Source organism: Mitsuaria sp. RG (assembly GCF_028369275.1).
In the GTDB taxonomy this organism is placed as follows: domain Bacteria; phylum Pseudomonadota; class Gammaproteobacteria; order Pseudomonadales; family Pseudomonadaceae; genus Aquipseudomonas; species Aquipseudomonas peradeniyensis.
Genome location: NZ_JAQMYQ010000017.1, coordinates 1 through 20,881 on the forward strand (window position 1 = coordinate 1; position 20,881 = coordinate 20,881).

The window sequence follows — 20,881 nt, forward strand, 5'->3', positions numbered from 1 at the left end:
GAAGTGGAAAACCTTACCTACATCGGTTCTGGCAATTTCGTCGGATATGGCAATGCCAGCAACAATGTGATTGTCAGTGGCGCTGGCAATGACACCTTGTTTGGCGGTGCCGGTGCCGACCGATTCGTCGGTGGCGCGGGTATCGACACCGTTTCGTATGGCGACAGCACAGCCGGCATTCTCCTGAATCTCAAGACCGGCGTGCATGGCGGTATCGCCGAGGGCGATACCTTCGAGGGCATCGAGAAGTTCGTCGGCTCGTCGTTGGGTGACGTTTTCGTGGCCAACGACCAGCCCAACGACTTCAATGGCTCGCTGGGTGTCGATCTGTTGACGTTCGCCGGTGAGGGCGAGGGCGTCACGCTCGACCTGAATGCCACGGGCAACGACCTCTTTACCAGCATCGAGAGCTTCGAGGGCACCGCGTTCAACGATACCTTCGTGGGGACCAGTGCGAACGAGAACTTCATTGGCGGTGCGGGTGCCGATGTGATCAATGGTGGGGTCGGTCGGGATTCGGCCTGGTACATCTCGAGCAATGCCGGCGTGTCGATCGATCTTGCTGCGGGCACCGTGGCTGGCGGGCATGCCGAGGGTGATGTGCTGAGTGGAATCGAAGGGCTGGCGGGCTCCGCGTTCGCCGATGTGCTCAATGGCGATGCCGGTGCGAACACGCTCTATGGCGCCGAAGGCGATGATGTCATCAATGGCGGCGCGGGCAATGACATCCTCTACGGGGATGGCATCTACTCCACCGATTTCGGTGCCCTGGCGCGCCCGGCGAACACCCAGGTCGCCCAGGCGGATGTCGTCAATGGCGGTGACGGCGACGACACCATCACCGGTGCGCTGAACGACACGGGTTCCGTCTACCATGGTGATGCCGGCAACGACACCATCCAGACCACCAACGGCAAGGCGTATGGCGATGATGGCAACGATCGCCTGGTTGGTAACGGTTTTGCCTACGAACTCTATGGTGGCGCCGGCGCCGACCGCCTGGACATGATGTCGGCCGGTTACGCCTTCGGTGGCGAGGGCAGTGATGTCTACACGATCTACTCCAAGGCGGGCGTGGTGATCCAGGATACCGGTAGCGCAGGTGTCGACGTGGTGGTGCTGAAGAACATCCAGACCTTCCAGGATGTCGTGGTGCAGAACGATGGCGTCAATGCCTTCATCTTCTCCAAGGCTGACTGGAATGCCGGCAACCTCGATTCGGGGGTGATGCTCAGCAACTGGTACGCCGGCTCGAATACCATCGAGTCGTTCCAGACCAACAACGGCGACACCTTCACCATCACCTGACAGGCAAGCGGCGTCTGACAGCGTCCGCAGGCGGCCAAGCCTTGCCGCTGTCAGGCACCCGCCGCCGAGATTTTGTCTCTCTGACAGCGTGCTTTTCGGCAAAGGCCCCGTAAACCGGGGTCTTTGTCGTTTCTGTGGTAATTGGCGCGAAACTTGCTCGAAGCTTCGTACAGCCACGGCGACCGGCAATCGATCGCCCGTGTAGCGGAGGATGACTGTGGACAAGATGCTTTACGTGGCCATGACCGGCGCCAGCCAGAACGCGCTGGCGCAGAAGGCCCATGCCAACAACCTGGCGAACGTTTCCACCAACGGCTTCCAGCGTGATCTGGAGCAGGCCCGTTCGATGCCGGTGTTCGGCGACAGCTTTCCGGCGCGTGCGTTTGCCATGAGCGAACGGCCGGCCACCGATTTCAGTGCCGGTCCGCTGGTGGAAACCGGTCGCGAGCTGGACGTGGCGGTCAGCGGCAACGGCTTCATTGCCGTGCAGGCCCCCGATGGCAGCGAGGCCTACGTGCGCACTGGCGGCCTGAACATTGACGCCCTCGGTGTGTTGCGCGCCGGCAACGGCATGGCGGTAATCGGCAATGGCGGTCCGATCGCCATACCACCGGAGCAGAAGGTCGAGATCGGCGATGACGGCACCATCAGCATCCGCGCCATGGGCGAGGACCCGCGGGTGATGGCCGAGGTCGACCGGATCAAGCTGGTCAACCCTGACATCAAGGGCATGACCAAGGGCCAGGACGGGCTGATCCGTACCGCCAGCGGCCAGCCGGCCGACATGGACGTGAACGTGCGCGTGGTGTCGGGATTCCTCGAAGGCAGTAACGTCAATGCCGTGGAGGAAATGACATCGGTGCTGGCGCTGTCCCGACAGTTCGAGTTGCACGTCAAGATGATGAAAGCGGCCGAGGAAGGCGATCAAGCCATGGCTCGGGTTTTGCAGATCGGCTAATCACATTTGAACGGGTGCCGTAAAACAGGCGCACGAGGAGAACACTAAATGCTTCCGGCTCTTTGGGTCGCTAAAACCGGCCTTTCCGCCCAGGATACCAACCTGGCGGTCATCTCGAACAACCTGGCCAACGTCTCGACCACTGGCTTCAAGCGTGATCGCGCCGAGTTTCAGGACCTGCTGTACCAGATCAAGCGCCAGCCCGGTGCGCAGTCCACCCAGGACAGCGAGCTGCCTTCGGGCCTGCAGGTCGGTACCGGTGTACGTATCGTCGGCACCCAGAAGAACTTCCAGACCGGCAGCCTGCAGACGACCGAGAATCCGCTGGACATGGCCGTCAACGGTCGTGGCTTCTTCCAGGTGCTGCAGCCTGACGGCACCGTCTCCTATACCCGCGACGGTACCTTCCACCTGAACTCCGACGGCCAGGTCGTCACCGCCAACGGCTTCGCCCTGGAACCTGCGGTCGTCGTACCGCCGGATGCCCAGACCTTCACCGTCGGCCAGGACGGCACGGTGTCGATCACTACCCCCGGCAACCCGGCCGCGCAGGTCATCGGCAACATCCAGACCGCCGACTTCATCAACCCGGCGGGCTTGCAGGCCATCGGCGGCAACCTGTTCCTCGAGACCGCCGCCAGCGGCGCGCCGCAGATCGGCACGCCTGGCCTGAACGGTTTCGGCCCCACCCTGCAGAAAACCCTGGAGGCGTCCAACGTCAGCACCGTGGAAGAAATGGTCAACATGATCACCACCCAGCGTGCCTACGAGATGAACTCCAAGGTCATCTCCGCCGCCGACAAGATGCTGTCGTTCGTCACCCAGCAGCTGTAAGCCCTGGCGGCCCGATCAAGGCGGGCCGCTGATCATCCGCTCGCTGTTGCAGCGCCTGTTTCACCATGAGGTAAGTGTCATGAGCCGTCTGTTGTCCGTATTCGCCCTGGGGGGGGTGGTGTTGCTGGCTGGTTGCGTTGCGCCGACGCCCAAGCCAAACGACCCGTATTATGCGCCGGTCCTGCCGCGCACCCCGTTGCCGGCGGCGGCCAACAACGGCTCGATCTACCAGGCCGGTTTCGAGCAGGGTCTGTACACCGATCGCAAGGCGTTCCGGGTCGGTGACATCATCACCATCACCCTGAACGAGCGTACCTCGGCGAGCAAGAACGCCGGTTCCCAGATCCAGAAGAACAGCAAGGCCGATATCGGCCTGACCTCGCTGTTCGGCACCGTGCCCAACACCAACAACCCGCTGGGCAGCGGCGACCTCACGCTTGAAGCCGGTTACAGCGGCGACCGCTCCACCAAGGGCGACAGCAAGGCCACCCAGGGCAACACCCTGACCGGCTCCATCACGGTGACCGTGGCCGAGGTGCTGCCCAACGGCATCATCGCCGTGCGCGGCGAGAAGTGGATGACGCTGAACACCGGCGAGGAACTGGTGCGCATTGCCGGCCTGATCCGTGCCGACGACATCGCCACCGACAACACCGTGCCGTCCACTCGCGTGGCCGACGCGCGCATCACCTATTCGGGCACCGGCTCGTTCGCCGATGCCAGCCAGCCCGGTTGGCTGGACCGTTTCTTCATCAGCCCGCTCTGGCCTTTCTGAGTACGGATGACCATGTTCAACGCTAGGCGGTTGATTGCCGCGACCCTGCTTCTGTCCTGTGCGTTCGGTGCTCACGCCGAGCGCCTGAAGGATATCGCCAGCATTTCCGGCGTGCGCGCCAACCAGCTGATCGGCTACGGCCTGGTGGTGGGCCTCAACGGCACGGGTGACCAGACCACCCAGACACCGTTCACCCTGCAGACCTTCAACAACATGTTGTCGCAGTTTGGTATCAAGGTGCCGCCGGGGTCGGGCAACGTGCAGTTGAAGAACGTTGCCGCCGTGTCGGTGCATGCCGACTTGCCGGCATTCGCCAAGCCCGGCCAGGTGGTCGATATCACCGTGTCTTCCATCGGCAACTCCAAGAGCCTGCGTGGCGGCAGTCTGTTGATGACGCCGCTCAAGGGTATCGACGGCAACGTCTACGCCATCGCCCAGGGCAATCTGGTGGTGGGTGGCTTTGATGCCGAAGGTCGCGACGGCTCGAAGATCACCGTCAACGTTCCGTCGGCCGGTCGCATTCCCGGCGGGGCCTCGGTCGAGCGCGCGGTGCCGAGCGGATTCAACCAGGGCAATAGCCTGACGCTCAATCTCAATCGTCCGGACTTCACCACCGCCAAGCGCATCGTCGACAAGGTCAACGAGCTGCTCGGCCCGGGCGTGGCCCAGGCCGTCGATGGCGGTTCGGTGCGGGTCACCGCGCCGATGGACCCGAGCCAGCGCGTGGACTACCTGTCCATACTCGAGAACCTCGAGATCGACCCGGGCCAGGCGGTGGCCAAGGTCATCATCAACTCGCGCACCGGGACCATCGTCATCGGCCAGAACGTCAAGGTGTCGCCGGCGGCGGTTACTCACGGCAGCCTGACCGTGACCATCACCGAAGATCCGATCGTCAGCCAGCCGGGGCCGTTCTCCAATGGTCAGACCGCGGTGGTGCCGCGTTCGCGGGTCAACGCCGAGCAGGAAGCCAAGCCGATGTTCAAGTTCGGCCCGGGCACCACGCTGGATGAGATCGTCCGTGCGGTGAACCAGGTCGGCGCGGCGCCGAGCGACCTGATGGCCATCCTCGAAGCGCTGAAGCAGGCCGGTGCGTTGCAAGCCGACCTGATCGTGATCTGAGGACGCCAGGGATGAATTCGAAGAGTCTTGTTTCAAGTCAGGCCGACAGCGGCGCCTACACCGACCTCAATCGCCTGGGCTCGCTCAAGCGCGGGGATCGCGACAGCGAGGGCAACATCCGCAAGGTGGCCCAGGAGTTCGAGTCGTTGTTCATCAGCGAGATGCTCAAGGCGTCGCGCAAGGCCAGTGATGTGATGGCTGACGAAGACAGCCCGATGAACAGCGACACGGTCAAGCAGTACCGCGACATGTACGACCAACAGATGGCCGTGAGCATGTCGCGCGAAGGGGGTGGTATCGGCCTGCAGGACGTGCTGGTGCGCCAGCTGTCGAAGAACAAGGCCGCGCGCCCGAACACCAGTCCGTTTCCCCGGATCGAGGGGCAGGCGCCGGCATTGTGGGCCTCGAAAGTGGCCGAGCCCGCGCACATGGTCGAGAGTGCCGCTACGCGTAACGATGTGGCTGCGCTCAATGCGCGGCGCCTGGCGCTGCCTGGCAAGCTCACCGATCGCTTGCTGTCCGGCATCGTGCCGTCCGCTGGCAATGCCGCCGCCAACGCCACGGCGCTGCCTGGGCGTGGCGATCTCCCGCCCGGTGGCGTGGCCGTCGGCGACTGGGAGCCGGCGCGCAGCTTCGCGGCGCCAGGAGGCAACCTGCAGATTCTCGGTCGGGCCGTGGCCCAGCCGCCGCTGGCACCGAAAAAGGCCTTCGCCGACAGCGACGCCTTCGTCGCCACCATGCTGCCGATGGCCGAGCAGGCCGCCAAGCGCATCGGTATCGATCCACGCTACCTGGTGGCCCAGGCCGCGCTGGAAACCGGCTGGGGCAAGTCGGTCATGCGCAACCCCGATGGCAGCAGCAGTCACAACCTGTTCGGCATCAAGGCCACCGGCAGCTGGCAGGGCGGCGAGGCGCGGGCGATCACCAGCGAGTTCCGCAACGGCCAGTTCGTCAAGGAGACCGCGGCGTTCCGTTCCTACGACAGCTACCAGGACAGCTTCCACGACCTGGTGAGCCTGTTGCAGAACAATTCGCGCTATCAAGATGCAGTGCGGGCGGCCGATAAACCAGAACAGTTTGTGCGGGAGTTGCAGAAGGCCGGTTACGCCACCGACCCCAACTACGCCAGCAAGATCTCGCAGATCGCAAAACAGATGAAGTCGCAGCAGAGCTACGCAATGCTCGGTACCACCACGAAACTTTAAGGGCAGGAAACCATGGCGAGTTTGATCAATATCGGTATGTCTGGCCTGGGCGCCGCCCAGTCCGGGATGTACACCCTGGGTAACAACATCGCCAACGCCGATGTGGAAAGTTACTCTCGCCAGCAGATCGTCCAGAAGACCAAGGGTGGCCAGCAGGTCGGCCAGGTGTTCATCGGTACCGGCACCACGCTGTCCGATGTGCGCCGGGTGTACAACGCCTTCCTCGAGAACCAGCTGCGTTCCACCACGTCGCTGTCCAGCGACGCGAACGCCTACCTCAACCAGATCGGCCCGCTGAACAATGCCCTGTCCAGCGCCGATACCGGTATCACCGCGGCGCTCAAGAGCTTCTTCAGCGCAATGCAGGACGCCTCGGCCAAGCCCACCGAGGATGCCTCGCGGCAATTGCTGCTGACCAGCGCCCAATCGCTTGCCAAGCGTTTCAACAGCCTGTCGGCGCAGTTCAACCAGCAGAACAGCAACATCAACACCAACATGGCGGCGACGGCCGACCAGATCAACAAGCTGACCGCGACGATCTCCGAGTACAACCAGCAGATTGTCAAGATGACCGCCATCACCGGCAAGCCCAACGACCTGCTCGACCAGCGCGACGGCGCGGTGCGCGAGTTGAACAAGCTGATCGGCGTGGACGTGGTCGAGCGTGACGGCAACTACGACATCTACCTGAAGAACGGCCAGTCGCTGGTGCTGGGCAACACCACCCAGACCCTGGGCGTGGAGCCTGCGGCGACCGACTCGTCGCGGATGAACCTGGTGCTCAATCGCGGCTCGACCAAGATGGACATCACCGACAGCACCACCGGCGGCGAGCTGGGCGGTCTGCTGCGCTACCGCAAGGACACCCTGGACCCTGCGCTCAACGAGCTGGGCCGTGTGGCCCTGGTGGTGGCTGATGCGATCAACAGCCAGCTGGCCCAGGGCATCGACAAGAACGGCGAGTTCGGCGCGACCCTGTTCGGCGACATCAACAGCGCCGCCGCCATGGCCGGGCGCAGCGTGGCCAAGCTGGGTAACAGCCCCGGTTCCGGCAACCTCGATGTGAACATCAAGGATACCGGCAAGCTGACCACCAACGACTACCAGGTGACGTTCACCAGCGCCAACGAGTTCACAGTACGTCGTCTGCCTGACAACACCGAGATGGGCAAGTTCGACATCACTGCCACTCCGCCACCGGTGATCGACGGCTTCAGCCTCAATTTGCGCGGTGGCACGCCGATCGCTGGTGATAGCTTCAAGATCACCCCCACCCGCAATGCCGCGGCCAGCATCGAGACGGTGCTCACCGATCCCAAGCGCCTGGCGATGGCCAGCCCGCTGACCGCTACCAGCGGCTCGGGCAACAAGGGCACCGGGCAGATCGGCCAGCCCACGCTGACCTCCGAGCTGGACATCTACGATGCCGCCCAGCGCGCCGACCTGCAGACGGGGCTCAAGTACTCGACGCCGGTCAAGCTGGTGTTCGGTGACGAGAAGACCTCGCCCCAGACCTACACCATGTTCGATGCCAAGGGCAGCCCCATCGGCAGCGGCACGATCATCCCCGGCCAGGAGAACAAGCTGCAGCTGTCCGTGCCGATGGTCGATGGCAGCGGCAACCCGATCAACGACGCCAGCGGCACGCAGAAGAAGTTCACCTTCGAGATGACCGTCGCTGGCGCCCCGAAGGGCGGCGACAACTACACCGTCTCGCTGACCGGTGCCGGCTCGGCCGACAACCGCAACGCCCAGTCGGTGATCAACCTGCAGACCAAACCCACCGTCGATACCGGTGCCGACGGCAAGGGCATCAGCTTCACCGATGCCTACGCCAAGCTGGTGTCCAACGTCGGTGGCAAGACCAACCAGGCCGAGATGGACAGCAACGCCACCCAGGCGCTGCAATCCTCCGCCCTGACCAGCCGCAACTCGAGCTCCGGCGTGTCCGTGGACGAAGAGGTCGGCAACCTGGTCAAGTTCCAGCAGTACTACACCGCGTCGTCGCAAATCATCAAGGCGGCCCAGGAAACCTTCGCCACTTTGATCAACAGCCTTTAAGGAGCCGTAGACCGTGCGCATCTCCACCCCGCAGTTCTACAACAGCAGCAGCGCCAACTACGAGCGCACCTTCGGCAACGTCAACAAGACGACGCAGGAAGCCAGCGACTTCATTCGCGTGCGCACCGCCGCCGACGATCCGGTCGGCGCCGCGCGCCTGTTGCAGCTCGAGCAGCAGCAGAACATGCTCGACCAGTACAAGGGCAATATCACCAACGTGCGCAACGCGCTGGGCAGCAGTGAAAGCACGCTCAACGCCATCGGTTCGATCCTGCAGCGCGTCAACGAACTGGCTGTCAGCTCCGGCAACGCCAGTTTCACCGACGCCGATCGCAAGGCCAACGCCTCCGAACTGGCCTCGCTGGAAGACCAGCTGTTCTCGTTGATGAACAGCAAGGACGAGAACGGTAAGTACCTGTTCTCCGGCTCCAAGGGCGATACCCAGCCTTACGTGCGCAACTCCGACGGCACCTACAGCTACCAGGGCGACCAGAGCAACCTGATGCTGCAGGTCGGCGACATGCTCAGCCTGGCCGCCAACGAGACCGGCTACAGCGCCTTCGAGCAGGCGCTCAACACCAGCCGCAGCGAGACCCGCCTGACCGCGCCGGCCACCGATGACGGCCGGGTCAGCCTGTCCAACGGCCAGGTGTCCGGTAACACCACCTACAACGACCGCTTCCGCAGTGGCGAACCCTACAGCGTCCAGTTCACCAGCAGCACCGAGTACAAGATCCTCGATGCCGGCGGCAACGATGTGACCCTGGAAGCCAGCCAGGGTGGCAAGTTCGATCCCAAGGGTACCAATACCACCATCAGCTTCCGCGGTGTCGACCTGCGCCTGAAGATCAGCTTCCAGGCGGGTGACGAAGCCAACCCGGATGCCGCCATCGCCGGTCACAGCTTCAACCTGAGCTCCAAGGCCGATTCGATCGCCGGTACCCGCAGCCCGGGCAATACCTCGTCGGCGCAGATCACCGATGCGACCATCAGCGACCCGACCGCCTACAAGGCTGCGTTCCCGGGGGGCGGCGCGGTGCTGAAGTTCACCAGCGCCACCGATTTCGAGCTGTATGCCTCGCCGATGACCGCCGACAGCCGTCCGATCTCCAGCGGCACGCTCAGTGGCACCACGGCCACTGCTGCCGGTGTGACGTTCGACCTGGCAGGCGCTCCGAATGCCGGCGACTCGTTCGCGGTCAAGGCGGACACCCATCAGAACCAGAACATCCTCAACACCATCAGCCAACTGCGGACCGCGTTGAGCACCCCACAGGACAATGATCCGGTGGCGCGGCAGAACTTCCTCGCCGCGCAGGACGCGGCGCTGGGCAATATCGCCAGCGGCATGAACCAGGTGTCGTCGTCGATCTCTGCCATCGGTGGTCGTGGCCAGGCGCTGGATGTACAGGCTGAAACCAACGAGGCGCTTGCTGGCGAGAACACCAAGACACAAAGTTCGATCCGCGAGAGCGATCCGGCCGAAGTGATGCTGCGCCTGGAAATGCAGAAGAACATGCTGCAGGCCTCGATGCAGTCCTTCGCCAAGATCGCCGGCCTGTCGCTGGTCAACTACATCTGATCCACGAAGCCGTCTCGTCCGCCTTTCGGCAGGGTGAGGCGGCTCCTCGAAGGTGCCATGGGCCTGACCAGACGCCCGGCAGGGCATCCAGCCCTGTCAGCGAACCTTTGCCTTGAGTGAGTACCCGTGAGCGCACAACCCCTCGTCAGTATTGCCATTCCCGCGTTCAATCCTGAGTTTTTCCGCAGCACGTTGGCCAGCGCGATCGCCCAGGATTACCCGAATCTGGAGATCGTCGTATGCGACGACAGCCCCGGGGGCGAGATCGAGGCGATCTGCGATGAGCTGCGGGTCACTTCGCCAGCTCCCTTGCGCTACGTACGCAACCCGGTGCGCCTTGGTTTCGCCCGCAACCTGCTGGCTTGCCTGACGCACGCCTCGGGCGAGCTGATCAAGTTCCTCTGTGACGATGACACGCTGTTTGCCGGCTGTATCAGCCAGCAGGCCAGTGTGCTCGGCGAATCGCAACAGATCAGCATGGTCATCTGCCAGCGCCTGTTGTGCGCCGCCGATGACGTACTATTGCCTTCACGTGCGCTGAACTTCGTGATTTCCGTGCACAGTGCGGTGCTGCACGGCACCGACTTGCTGGAAAGCGTCGCCGATGATGCACCCAACCTGTTCGGTGGCTTGAGCCACGCCTTGCTGCGCCGTGACCAGGTCGCGGCGTACCTGCCCACCCTGGTGCAGGATGGGCAGGGTTTTTCCGCTCGCCTGGACCTGGCGCTCTACGCTTGCGTTCTGCGCAGGGGACAGCTGGCCAGCCTGGAGCAGGTACTGAGCCTGGAACGAGTGCGTCCGGGGCGTCTTAGCCATCAAGGCACCATGGTCGAGGCGTACAAGAGCGACACCCAGTGGCTGCTGCAGATGCTCGCCGAACGTAATGCCGAGCCGGCGCCCGCCCACGGCTGGGTACGCTACATGCCGTTGGCGGACTACCTGGAAAACCCCCAGCAGAAGTGGGACGAGCTCGATCTTCGGCGCTTCTTCGGGGCGCAGATGGCCAACTTCAACCAGCAGATCGGTACCCACAGCCTGAGTTTTGCCGAGCTGTACGCTGAATGGCTCGAGCATCGCCGGCTATCCTCCGGGCAGGAACGGCTCTTGCCCAAACGTGTGGAGCAATGGCCAAGCCAGCCGGGTATCGCGGTGGTGGTGTACTGTGAGGCAGGTGACGAAAAGGTATTGCGTGCGACGCTGGACAGTCTCTGGCAGCAATCCTACCCGACCCAACAAGTCCTGGTAGTGACGCCTGAGGGTTTTGAACGGCCGGTGCAAGACCGTGTTCGTTACCTGGTGCGCGGCGATGCCGAGTTTATCTCGCTCAACCATTGGCTGGCTGACGGTCCGTCACTCGACTGGCTGTTCCTGCTGCGTGCTGGCGACTGCCTGCATACCCATGCGCTGGTGATCATGGCCGAGCGCATGGCGCTGCGTGGTGACAGCCTGTGCCTGTACATCGATGAGGGTGCCAACGACAGCCTCGCCGCGTCGGCACCGATCTTCAAGCCGGACTTCAACCTCGACCTGATGCGCAGCCTGCCCTACGTCGGGCGCCTGTTGGCATTCAACAATGCGGCGGTGCGTGAGCTTGGGGGCTTTGACGTCGGCTTCGAAAGCCTGGCGCCTCACGACCTGCTGTGGCGAATGATCGAGGCTCACGGCCTGCAGGTGGTCGAGCATATCCCAGAGGTGTTGGTGCAGTGCCGACACGGCTATGTCGAATGGCTGGCCGACACTGCAGGCCACGTCCAGGCGCCGCGGGTGCTGGAGGCACACCTGCGGCGCCTGGGTGTGGACGCGCAGGTGCAGGGTATTGCTGGCAGCCTGATGACCCGGGTCACCTACCTGCACCCCCAGGTCGCGAGCGTGTCGATCATCATTCCTGCCGTTGGCGACCTGGCGGTGCTGGTGCGGTGCGTCGAGTCTGTGCTGGCCAGTACCGCGCATCCCGATTTCGAGGTGGTGCTGGTCGCCAGCGTCGGGACGTCGGATGATGTGCGTGCCTGGCTCGACGGCTTGCGGGATCTGGGTAGTGAGCAATTGCGGGTACTCGAGAGTGCCGCCCAGGGTCGAGCGCAGAGTTTCAACGAGGGCAGTGTATACGCTCGGGGCGACTACCTGTTGCTGCTGGATGCCGGCTGCGTGCTGTTCGAACCGCAGTGGTTGTCCGAGCTCCTGCAGCTTGGCCAGCGTCCCGAAGTCGGGATGGTCGGGCCCAAGTTGTTCGACAACAGTGGGGCCGTGGTTTCGGCGGGCCTGGTCCTGGGGATGCAGGCCACGGCGGCCAGTCCATTCCTGGGCTGCCCGGTGAACGAAGACGGCTACATGAACCGGCTGAGCCTGGTACAGAACTGGAGCGCGCTGAGCCTGGACTGCCTGTTGGTGCGGCGTGAACTGTTCGCCGAGCTGGGGGGGCTGGACACTGCCGCGCTGCAGGCATCGCTGCACGACGCCGACCTGTGCCTGCGGGCGCGGGCGGCCGGTTATCTGTCGGTGTGGACGCCGTTCGCGCGTGTGGCCAGGCTGGGCGCCCAGGCGGCCGAGGAAAGCTCGCCGCGAAGCTGGCAGGACGACCGTGATGCCTTGTATGCGCGCTGGCTGGCCTGGGTGGCGAATGATCCGGCCTACAACCGCAACCTCAGCCTCAAGTTGCCGAATTTCAACTTCGACCCTGGATTGCGGGGTGGGTGGGATCCGTTCATCGCGCGGGCCATGCCGTCTGTCCTGGCGCTGCCGAGCAGCACCTCGGCGGTCGGACACTATCGAGTGGTCCAGCCGTTCAATGAGCTGGAGCGGTCGGGCTGGATCCAGGGGCGTATCGACTACAGCGCGCCGGGGCTGATCGACCTCGAGCGGGAAAAGCCCGATGTGGTGATCCTGCAGTGCCGCTACCTGCCCGCCAACGTCAGGGATATCGAACAGTACAAGCGCTTTTCCAGTGCGCGGCGCATCTACGAGCTGGACGACTACATCATCGATCCACCGAAGAAGAACGACCATGCGCGCAACATGCCGAGCAACATGCGTGAGCTGGTCAGCAAGGCGATTTCCCTGTGCGACCGGGTGGTGGTCTCCACCGAGCCACTGGCCGACGCGCTGTCGAGCATGCACCAGGACATCCGTGTCGTCCCCAACATGCTCGCCGCATCGCTGTGGAGCGGACTGACCAGCCAGCGCCAGACCAGCGTACGTCCGCGTGTGGGTTGGGCAGGGGGTACCAGTCACCGCGGTGATCTGGAATTGATGCTGGATGTGATCAAGACCTTGGCCAGCGAAGTCGACTGGGTGTTCTTCGGCATGTGTCCGGAGGCGCTGCTGCCCTACGTCAAGGAGTTTCACACAGGGATCTCGTTCGCGGACTATCCGCGCAAGCTGGCCAGTCTCAACCTGGACCTGGCGGTGGCGCCGTTGGAGCAGAACCTGTTCAACGACTGCAAGAGCAACCTGCGCCTGTTGGAATATGGCGCGTGCGGCTTCCCGGTCATCTGCACCGACACCAAGGCATATGCAGGCTACCTTCCCTGCACGAGGGTTCGCGAGAACACCACCGAGCAGTGGCTGGATGCAATCCGCATGCACCTTGCCGACCCGATGGCCAGCTACCGCCAGGGTGATGCACTACGCGAGGCGGTTCTGCGTGACTACGTACTGAACGAACACCATCTGCAGCATTGGGCCAACGCCTGGCTGGCTGACTGAATCCTGGCGCCTGGCCAAGCCAGGTGCCGAACCCCATGAACAGGTGCCCTATGAACGAAACTACACTTGGGTCGCGTGATGAAGTGACCGTCGTCCTGCTCGGACATGACCAGGCGGATCACCGTGCTCGCGCGGCGCACTACTACCGTCGCTCCGGCGTGCCGTGCCTGGGCCTGGCGTCGTCGGCGGTGGTCGATGCCGCAGCTTTGGTCGAGTTGCTGGCACAGGTGACGACGCCGTTCGTGTGCCTGGCGCTGGATGCCGACTTTGTCCTGGGTGCCGCGCTGGACAATGCTGCACGGTACCTGCATGCCCAGCCGGAGGTGATGGCCGTGCAAGGCCATGCCCTGGCCTATGCGCCGGGCAATAGCCAGCTGACTTATCACAAGGTGGGGGCGGTGTTCTGCACGCAGGCGGGCGAGGGTGTCCTTGATCGGCTGCGACGCCACGCTGACGCCGAGCAACAAGCCTGGCGCGCGGTAATCCGCACGCAGGCGCTGCAGGCCGCACTGGTGTCGCTGCCAGAGGGGCTTGATGTTGCAGGCTGGCGAGTGGCGCTGTCTTGCGCAATCCTGCTACGTGGGACGGTCGCCCATCTCGAGCAGACCGACGTGGTCTGCGAGTCGCGGCCTGAGAGCCTGCCCCCTGCCGTGCGCGAGGAGCGACTGATCCAGACCGTGCGTATCCTGCGCCAGTGGGGTGGTGGGGATCAGGGCGTGCTGTCCGATGATGATGGCTTCGAAACGCTCAATCGCTTCATACGCAAAACCTGGAGCCAGGGCGAACAGCCGCTGCTTTTCACCTCGCGCTGGACCAGCGTGATCGATGACCCGGTGCGTTCGTTCGAACCCAGTCAGCATGTGGAACTGCCTTACTACAGTCGCCCGCTGTTCGATCGGTTGACCGAGGTGGAGTTCCTTTGTCACGCCTGGCCGACCGGCAAGCGCCACCGGCATGCCCTCGAGGGGGCGTGGGTCCGTCAGCGCGACCTGCTGGTGATGCACCCCAATGACACCCGCGAGAGCCTGCAGGAGCGCTACTGGAAAGCGCTGGGGCTGGGCTTGTTCAACCTCCAGGTATGCCGCCGCCTCGAGCCGATGCTGACTGGAGAGGGCAATGCGCATCATGCCCGTGAGATGAATGACTGGATCGCACGCCTGCTTGAGGTGCCGGATAGCGAGACTCGCCACTCCTTGCTCGACACACCATCGGGGCAGGTACTCGCGGCGATCGACGCGGCCACCCCGGACGAAGCAGCGCGCAAGCGAGTGCTGGCCCACCTGGCCGAACACCCGGCGCCACAGATTGCATTTGTCGTGCTTGACCTGGAAAACGATGACCTGGCCTTGCAGGCGACCTTCGACAGCCTGCTGGCCAGTGGCCTGCGCAATTTCAAGCTGGTGGTGCTCAAGGCTGGCAAGCCACCGGCAATTACCACCGCGCGCGATACCTTGCACTTCATCCAGGTCGGCGAGGGCAATTGGGTTTCGCACTTGAACCAGTTGCTGCGCCAGTTGCCCAGTGAGTGGCTGTTGCTGCTCGAGGCGGGCGATGTGCTTCTTGCCGGCGGGTTGATGCGCCTGGCGGTTGAACTTGCCCAGGCCCCGGCTTGCCAGGCTATCGCCGCCGACGAAGTCCAGCGTGACACTGATGGGCGCCTGTTCGCGGTGCGCCGGCCTGGCAGCGACCTGGATCTGTTGCGTAGCCAGCCGGGGCTGATGGCGCGACACTGGCTGGTGCGTCGACAGGCGGTGCTCGACCTGGACGGTTACAACGGCACTGACCCGCAGACCCTGGAGTATGACTTGCTGCTGCGCCTGGTCGAGCATCACGGAGTTGCCAGCCTGGCACACATGGATGACTACCTGGTGGTCAGCCGGCAACCTTCCTCGGTATTTACCGAGGAGGCGCGCAAGATCCTCAATCGCCACCTCACCCAGCTGGGCTATCGTCCTCAGATCAGTGAGCCAGGGGCGGGGGGGCTGGCAATCGACTTCCGCCATAGCGCCACACCGATGGTCAGCATCGTGCTGGCGGGCGAGGTCGAGCCTACCTGGTTGACCGGTATTTTTCAGCGAACTCGCTATCCGCGCTACGAAGTGGTGCTGGCGCTTCCCGGGCAACCTTGCGCAGACCAGGCCGAAGCGCTTCAGGCATTCGGTGGCCGCCTGCGGGTCGTCGCTGGCGAAGCCGGTGCCACGCGTCAGCAACTGCTTGGTCTGGCGGCTGGCGAGGCGCGTGGCGATTACCTGGTGTTGCTGTCGCCGCATTGCCAGGTAATCACGCCTGCCTGGATCGAATCGCTGTTGAACGAGGCGCAGAGGCCAGAGGTTGGCGTTGTCGGCGCCAGCCTGTGGGCGGCTGACGGGACGCTGGCACACGCAGGTTTCGAACTGCTGGCCGGTCCTCGGGTGTATTCGCCCTGGCTGCATCTGTCGCAAGCGGACAGCGTCGCGGTGCAATGGCCACTGTCGGTACGTGCGTGCCCGGCGGTGTCCGATGGTTGCCTTATGGTGAGCAGGGATGCGTTCGAACATTGTGGTGGCCTGCCGCTCGCCGGGGATATCGGCATCGGCTTGAGCCTGGCGGTTCGCGAAGCAGGGTTGTTGGCTGTCTGGACGCCCAAGGCACAATTGCTCGCAGCTGGATTGCCTGCTCTGGATGATGAAGTCGCCACGCTCCTGGCTGCGAAGTGGCCTGCCGCTTTCGTAGGGTCGAGAGGGCTTGATCGCCTGAGCGATGAGCAGGGGCTGTCTGCCTCCCTCGGTTGGCTCGAACAGTTGATTTGACTGGCGCACTCGCCGGCAGCACGGGCATCTGGATCAATGCCAGTCAGTCAAACTGACTGGCATTTTTTCATCTTCGGCGAATGTCAGAGGCTGGATCGCAGGCGTCGAGGCTTTCTTCGACGATGGACCAGCCGTCGATCCTCAGTGACACAGGAATCTGATCCGCATCGTGGCCGAACGAGGCCCATGAAAAATCCGATGCCCTTTCAGGCATCGGATTTTTGCGGTTTGCGATGGGCTATCGAGGTAGGTAGCCCCTGTGTCGATATTACATGGCGCGGTCAGTTCGGCGACCAGGCCAGTTGCCAGTCCTGGAGGTGCGACTCATCCAGCAAGCCGATCTGTTCGGGCTTTCGGATGTGGTCGCGGGTATCGCCGAGGTGGCGTTCGAGCATCTGTGCCCAGGCGTCCAGTTCATTACGTACGTGCATGACATCGAGGTCGACCTGGAATGACTCGACATCGCTGCAGATCACCGCGTGGCCGCAGGCGGCAAATTGCAGTAGAGGCAAGGCGTCATTGAATTGTTCGGCCGGGTCATCCGCGCGCAGCGCCAAGGCCGTGTTCAGGTTCAGGCTGGCCAGCATCCTGGGCGTGTACTGGACATTGCCTGGATGAATTTCACGCGCACAGCCATGCAGGTGATGCGGCACGTCGCCCCAAAGGATCCAGTCCACCTGGTCGGCAAACCGGCGTACCAGGTTTTCTGCCAGTTGCGACGTTCGCGGGTGTCTGGCGGAGAAACCACAGCCCACTCGTACCTTGCCGTCCAGGTTTGCCGGGGATGGCAGGCTGGCCCAGCGTGCGTCCAGGCGGGTACCGATCACGCGGATGTCAGGGTGCATGTGCGCAAGGGCGTCGGCCATGGCTTGCGTCGGCACGACGACCCGATCCACCAGGCGCATGGCCTGTGTCAGAATTTCCAGCTCCATGCTGGTCGAGGCGGCTCCAGCCCCCAGGCCGGCGATTGGTCCGCTGACCTCGAGCACCTTGAAGGCCTGTGACAGTTCCACCCCTTGGCTGATCAGCTTGAGGCGGCGGCGGTCATTCTGGTGCTGGATGACGATGACGTCCGGGCGCAGACGCTCGACCTCGACCGGGCTGAGCGCGCGCGTGCTCAGGCAGCCATCGATCAGGCCGGCGTCGCGCAAGGCGCCGAAGACCGGTTTCAGGCGCTCCGAGGCTACTTGTTCGTCAAGCGCGGCATAGGCCAGCACCACGGGCAGTGGGCGCCAGCAGAGAGGCTTCCAGGTGAGGTCGTGCAAGGCCTCGAACGAATAGCCAGTGCCCCTGAGGGCAAAGTTCTTGTTGTAGGTCGGGTCATTGGCCAGGGTCGTCAGCCACTTCTTCTGGGCGTGGTGCTGCTCTTGCGCGAAGCGCTGGCGCAAGCGTGCATCCTTGCGAGCCTCGGACCAGGTCGCGCCACCTTCGTGAAGTAGCAGGGCGTGGGGTGTCCAGACATTGAGGTAGCCGAGTTCACCGACCTTCAGGCACAGGTCCAGGTCATTGCAGGTCAATTGGAAGTGCGCTTCGTCCATGCCCGTGACGGCTTCGTAGACTTCCTTGCGAATCATCAGGCAACTGGCGCTGACAGCGCTGACATTCTGGTCGACCAGAAGGCGTTGCAGGTATCCGCCATCATGGGCTGCCTGGTCGGCGTTGGGGCTGCCGGCTGGCCCGTTCAGGCCGCCAATCAGGCCGGCATGCTGGACATGCCCCGTTGGTGTGAGCAGCTTGGCGCCGACGATGCCGACTTCCGGGCGTTGAGCATGGTTGAGCAGTTCATCCAGCCAGTCGTCGTTGAGGATCGCCACGTCGTTGTTGAGCAACAGCAGGTATTCGCCGCGGGCATGGCAGGCGGCAAGGTTGTTCATGGCGCTGAAATTGAACGGCCCTGGGTGGTTGAGTACGCTCAGCTTGCTTGCGGCGATGTTCGCCATGAGCTGCAGCCATTCCAGGGTTTCCGGCAACTGGCTGTCATTGTCGATCAGGATGATTTCGAAATGTGGGTAACGGGTCTTCTCCAGAAGACTCTCGATGCAACGGCGCAGCAGTGGCAGCTGGTCGCGAGTCGGAATGAGGATCGAGACCAGCGGCTGGTGCGCATGCCGATATTTGACGTGGTAATGGCGAGGTGGATTTTCCACGATTTCGGCCTGGGCATAGCCACGGTTGGCCAGGTGGCGCAGCACCGCCTCGCGCTCGTCCTGGTTTTCCACGACCACTGGTAAATCGCTGACGACCAGCGGCTCTTCCAGATGGGCGATGCCATCAAGTCCGCCGATATCGATCAGTCGCAGCACGAGGTCCAGTGACAGCGCGTCGGGGAGCGTTGCATCGTAGCCGCCGGCCTGCACTGCCAGCGAGCGGCGGACCAGCCAGTGCGAGGCCATGACCAATGGCAGGCTCAGCAGGTAGTCCAGGTTGACACCCGGGCGAAGGGCTGCGCCAGGGCCCTCGGCCGAGCGGAACATACCATCGCAATAGATCATCCGGCAGTTTTGCGCGCCGGCCAGTTCGAGGTCGAGCAGCAAGGCGCCCGATGGCAGGATCTCGTCACCGGCATCGAGCAGAAGCAACCAATCACTGTCATCGCCTTGCAAGACCTCGTTGAGCTCGATAGCACCGGGTGAGCTGACATGCAGCCAGTGCGTGTCTTGGTCTGCGCGTGTTGGTGTGGCAGTGGTGCTCAGGACAATGGTGCGCAGGTCGATGGAACTGCTCGACCTCCACCAGGCAAGGCTTTCCAGGGTATCGTCGAGCGCCCGTGCCTCGCCGTGCTTGTCGCGCACCAGTACCGTGAGGCTGGTCTGCCCGCGCAACGCCTGGCGACGAGCATCGACCAGGCGCTGCTGAGCGGGGGTCGTTTGCCGCTGGCGTAGCCAATCCTTCACGGAGGGCACCCGGTGATCGCAGACGTACTGGACGGCCGCACGCTGGGTAATATCCAGGAAACGCTGCAGTTGCGGCCAGAAAGCCTTCTCGATGTCCAGCCAGCGTGCGCGCGCCTGCATGACTGTCGCACGGGCTCGCTCCAGCCCGCCCGGTTCATCGTAGAGCGCCGACCCGGCATTGCCGAACTGTTCGGTGAATGGCTGGCTCTTGACATGGCCACCGGGCAGGTAGATGACCGGGCAACCGCACAGCATGGCCTCTGTGCAAGTGGCGGAGATTTCGTAGCTGTAGAGCACCGAGGCCGTGCGGAAGATCTCCGCGAGTTCCGCCAGGGACTTCGGATTGGCCAGGCTGAGGATCTGTACGTCGCTCGGTAGCAGGGAGAGGTCGACCAGCGATCGATCGATGCGGTTCAGGTACAGGTAGTGGCCGCTGCGTTCGACCGGCTCCAGTGGTGGCGAGAACAGTTCGGAGTCGATGATCGGCAGCAGCAGCAAGTCATCGCTGTTGGCATCTGCGCCGAAATCCTGGGTGTAATAGAAGAACAGGTCGCTGTCCTGGGCGTCGATCGTGCGGCCGGTCAGGAAGCCTTCACGGTTGAGGATATAGCGCGCCACTATAGGTGTGCCGAGGGGGTTGCCGTCTAGCACCTCCGGATACACCGCGATCGGCGCCAGGCCTATGGCCTGGTGATGCTGGCGCACTTCGTCCGTGAGGATCGGAGTGCGCAAATTGGGGTTGGTGACGCACTGGCTGACGTAGGCTTCATACCCCGCCAAGTTCAGGGCGTGGCAGAGGTAGTGCAGCACACAGATGCCCGACGAGGTTTCCCGGTAGTCGGGGGCAAAGACGTAGTACGGGTGGCGCGGCTTACCGTGCAGGGCTGAGTTGATCATGGCTTTTCCGGTGCTTTGTCAGGCAGTTCGCAGATGACATAGACACTGGCGCACAGGTCGGGATAGACCATGCCCAGGGCTTGGCATGCGTCCATGAAACGGTCATCGATCAATTGGCTTTGCAGGGCTTGGTCCAGCTGGAAGTTGGCCAGTGGCTTGAAGAACACGCCTCCACGCTGGGCGATTCGCCAGCCTGCGCCACGTGCTTCCTGCTCCAGGGTGTCGAGGCTGTAGGTGATGCGATGGCCGTGCAGGCGCTCACCTTCGGTAACCGCGCTGTTATGTTCGATCAGGCCCATCTTCACGGCGATCTGGCGCGACGGCGCATTGGCATTGGGCACGGCGATGAACAGGCGTCCCCCCGGTGCCAGCCAGTTGCGCACGCGCTCCAGCACCTGGCGGCGATCGTCGAGGTGCTCGAGGGTGTGGATGAGGAAGATGTTCTGGTAGCGTGGTTCGAGCTGTGCTTGTTCGAAGGTGCTGCAGACGAACTTGATCGGCGCATCGACCCTGTTGCGGGTCACTTCGATCAGGTCGCTGGCGGCCTCGATAACCGTCAGGTCCTTGAAGCGCTCGGCGAACAATGCGGTGAAGGCGCCCTCGAAGCACCCCATCTCCAGTGCCGCACCGTCGAGCAGCCAGGGTGAGAAGGTTTCCAGCATGTAGCGCCGCAGCCGCGCATCGAAGTCATAGAAATAGCTGCGATGGGCGTTGTCCTGGAATTCCTGGTTGTAGTCGCGTGTGGTCATGGGGC

Annotated in this window: 12 protein-coding genes; 10 read left to right on the plus strand and 2 right to left on the minus strand. The window is 63.3% G+C overall.

Annotation, left to right across the window (positions count from 1 at the left end; translation table 11 throughout):
• The 10 genes from POF53_RS11630 to POF53_RS11675 all read left to right on the plus strand — a co-directional run.
• A partial coding sequence (locus POF53_RS11630; protein WP_498967788.1) for a calcium-binding protein occupies positions 1-1,308 on the plus strand: 1,308 nt, incomplete at its 5' end.
• 226 nt (positions 1,309-1,534) lie between these two features.
• Positions 1,535-2,266, plus strand: a complete 732-nt coding sequence (locus POF53_RS11635) for a flagellar basal body rod protein FlgF (protein WP_232966222.1) — start codon at positions 1,535-1,537, stop codon at positions 2,264-2,266.
• A gap of 48 nt (positions 2,267-2,314) precedes the next feature.
• Positions 2,315-3,100 (plus strand): flagellar basal-body rod protein FlgG, encoded by a 786-nt coding sequence (gene flgG / locus POF53_RS11640; protein WP_050706704.1) that lies wholly within the window; start codon positions 2,315-2,317, stop codon positions 3,098-3,100.
• 79 nt (positions 3,101-3,179) lie between these two features.
• A complete protein-coding gene (gene flgH / locus POF53_RS11645; RefSeq protein ID WP_050706703.1) occupies positions 3,180-3,875 on the plus strand; it encodes a flagellar basal body L-ring protein FlgH in 696 nt (231 codons plus the stop codon).
• A 12-nt stretch (positions 3,876-3,887) separates the two neighbouring features.
• Entirely contained in the window at positions 3,888-4,997 is a 1,110-nt protein-coding gene (locus POF53_RS11650) for a flagellar basal body P-ring protein FlgI (RefSeq protein WP_408005613.1), read from the plus strand.
• 11 nt (positions 4,998-5,008) lie between these two features.
• The gene (flgJ, locus tag POF53_RS11655; RefSeq protein WP_234560351.1) at positions 5,009-6,202 is read left to right on the plus strand and encodes a flagellar assembly peptidoglycan hydrolase FlgJ; all 1,194 of its coding nucleotides are present in this window, start codon (positions 5,009-5,011) and stop codon (positions 6,200-6,202) included.
• Positions 6,203-6,214: 12 nt separating this feature from the next.
• Positions 6,215-8,263, plus strand: coding sequence for a flagellar hook-associated protein FlgK (gene flgK, locus POF53_RS11660; RefSeq protein ID WP_498967792.1), 2,049 nt, complete (start codon positions 6,215-6,217; stop codon positions 8,261-8,263).
• A 13-nt stretch (positions 8,264-8,276) separates the two neighbouring features.
• Complete coding sequence (locus POF53_RS11665) at positions 8,277-9,845, plus strand: flagellar hook-associated protein 3 (RefSeq protein ID WP_232856517.1); 1,569 nt, start codon at positions 8,277-8,279, stop codon at positions 9,843-9,845.
• 126 nt (positions 9,846-9,971) lie between these two features.
• Positions 9,972-13,547 (plus strand): glycosyltransferase, encoded by a 3,576-nt coding sequence (locus tag POF53_RS11670; RefSeq protein ID WP_498967794.1) that lies wholly within the window; start codon positions 9,972-9,974, stop codon positions 13,545-13,547.
• A gap of 50 nt (positions 13,548-13,597) precedes the next feature.
• Positions 13,598-16,336, plus strand: coding sequence for a glycosyltransferase (locus tag POF53_RS11675; RefSeq protein WP_498967796.1), 2,739 nt, complete (start codon positions 13,598-13,600; stop codon positions 16,334-16,336).
• Between the two features lie 281 nt (positions 16,337-16,617).
• Here POF53_RS11675 and POF53_RS11680 read toward each other — a convergent pair whose 3' ends face one another.
• The gene (locus tag POF53_RS11680) at positions 16,618-20,127 is read right to left on the minus strand and encodes a glycosyltransferase family 2 protein (RefSeq protein WP_232856520.1); all 3,510 of its coding nucleotides are present in this window, start codon (positions 20,125-20,127) and stop codon (positions 16,618-16,620) included.
• Complete coding sequence (locus tag POF53_RS11685) at positions 20,124-20,876, minus strand: class I SAM-dependent methyltransferase (protein WP_232856521.1); 753 nt, start codon at positions 20,874-20,876, stop codon at positions 20,124-20,126. The genes POF53_RS11680 and POF53_RS11685 overlap by 4 nt, the downstream gene beginning before the upstream one ends.
• Positions 20,877-20,881: the final 5 nt, after the last annotated feature.

Coding starts and splice junctions, on each gene's coding strand:
- POF53_RS11680 (WP_232856520.1), bottom strand. CDS start 20,127: ATGATCAACTCAGCCCTGCACGGTAAGCCGCGCCACCCGTACTACGTC.
- flgG (WP_050706704.1), top strand. CDS start 2,315: ATGCTTCCGGCTCTTTGGGTCGCTAAAACCGGCCTTTCCGCCCAGGAT.
- flgH (WP_050706703.1), top strand. CDS start 3,180: ATGAGCCGTCTGTTGTCCGTATTCGCCCTGGGGGGGGTGGTGTTGCTG.
- flgK (WP_498967792.1), top strand. CDS start 6,215: ATGGCGAGTTTGATCAATATCGGTATGTCTGGCCTGGGCGCCGCCCAG.
- POF53_RS11685 (WP_232856521.1), bottom strand. CDS start 20,876: ATGACCACACGCGACTACAACCAGGAATTCCAGGACAACGCCCATCGC.
- POF53_RS11675 (WP_498967796.1), top strand. CDS start 13,598: ATGAACGAAACTACACTTGGGTCGCGTGATGAAGTGACCGTCGTCCTG.
- POF53_RS11635 (WP_232966222.1), top strand. CDS start 1,535: ATGCTTTACGTGGCCATGACCGGCGCCAGCCAGAACGCGCTGGCGCAG.
- flgJ (WP_234560351.1), top strand. CDS start 5,009: ATGAATTCGAAGAGTCTTGTTTCAAGTCAGGCCGACAGCGGCGCCTAC.
- POF53_RS11650 (WP_408005613.1), top strand. CDS start 3,888: ATGTTCAACGCTAGGCGGTTGATTGCCGCGACCCTGCTTCTGTCCTGT.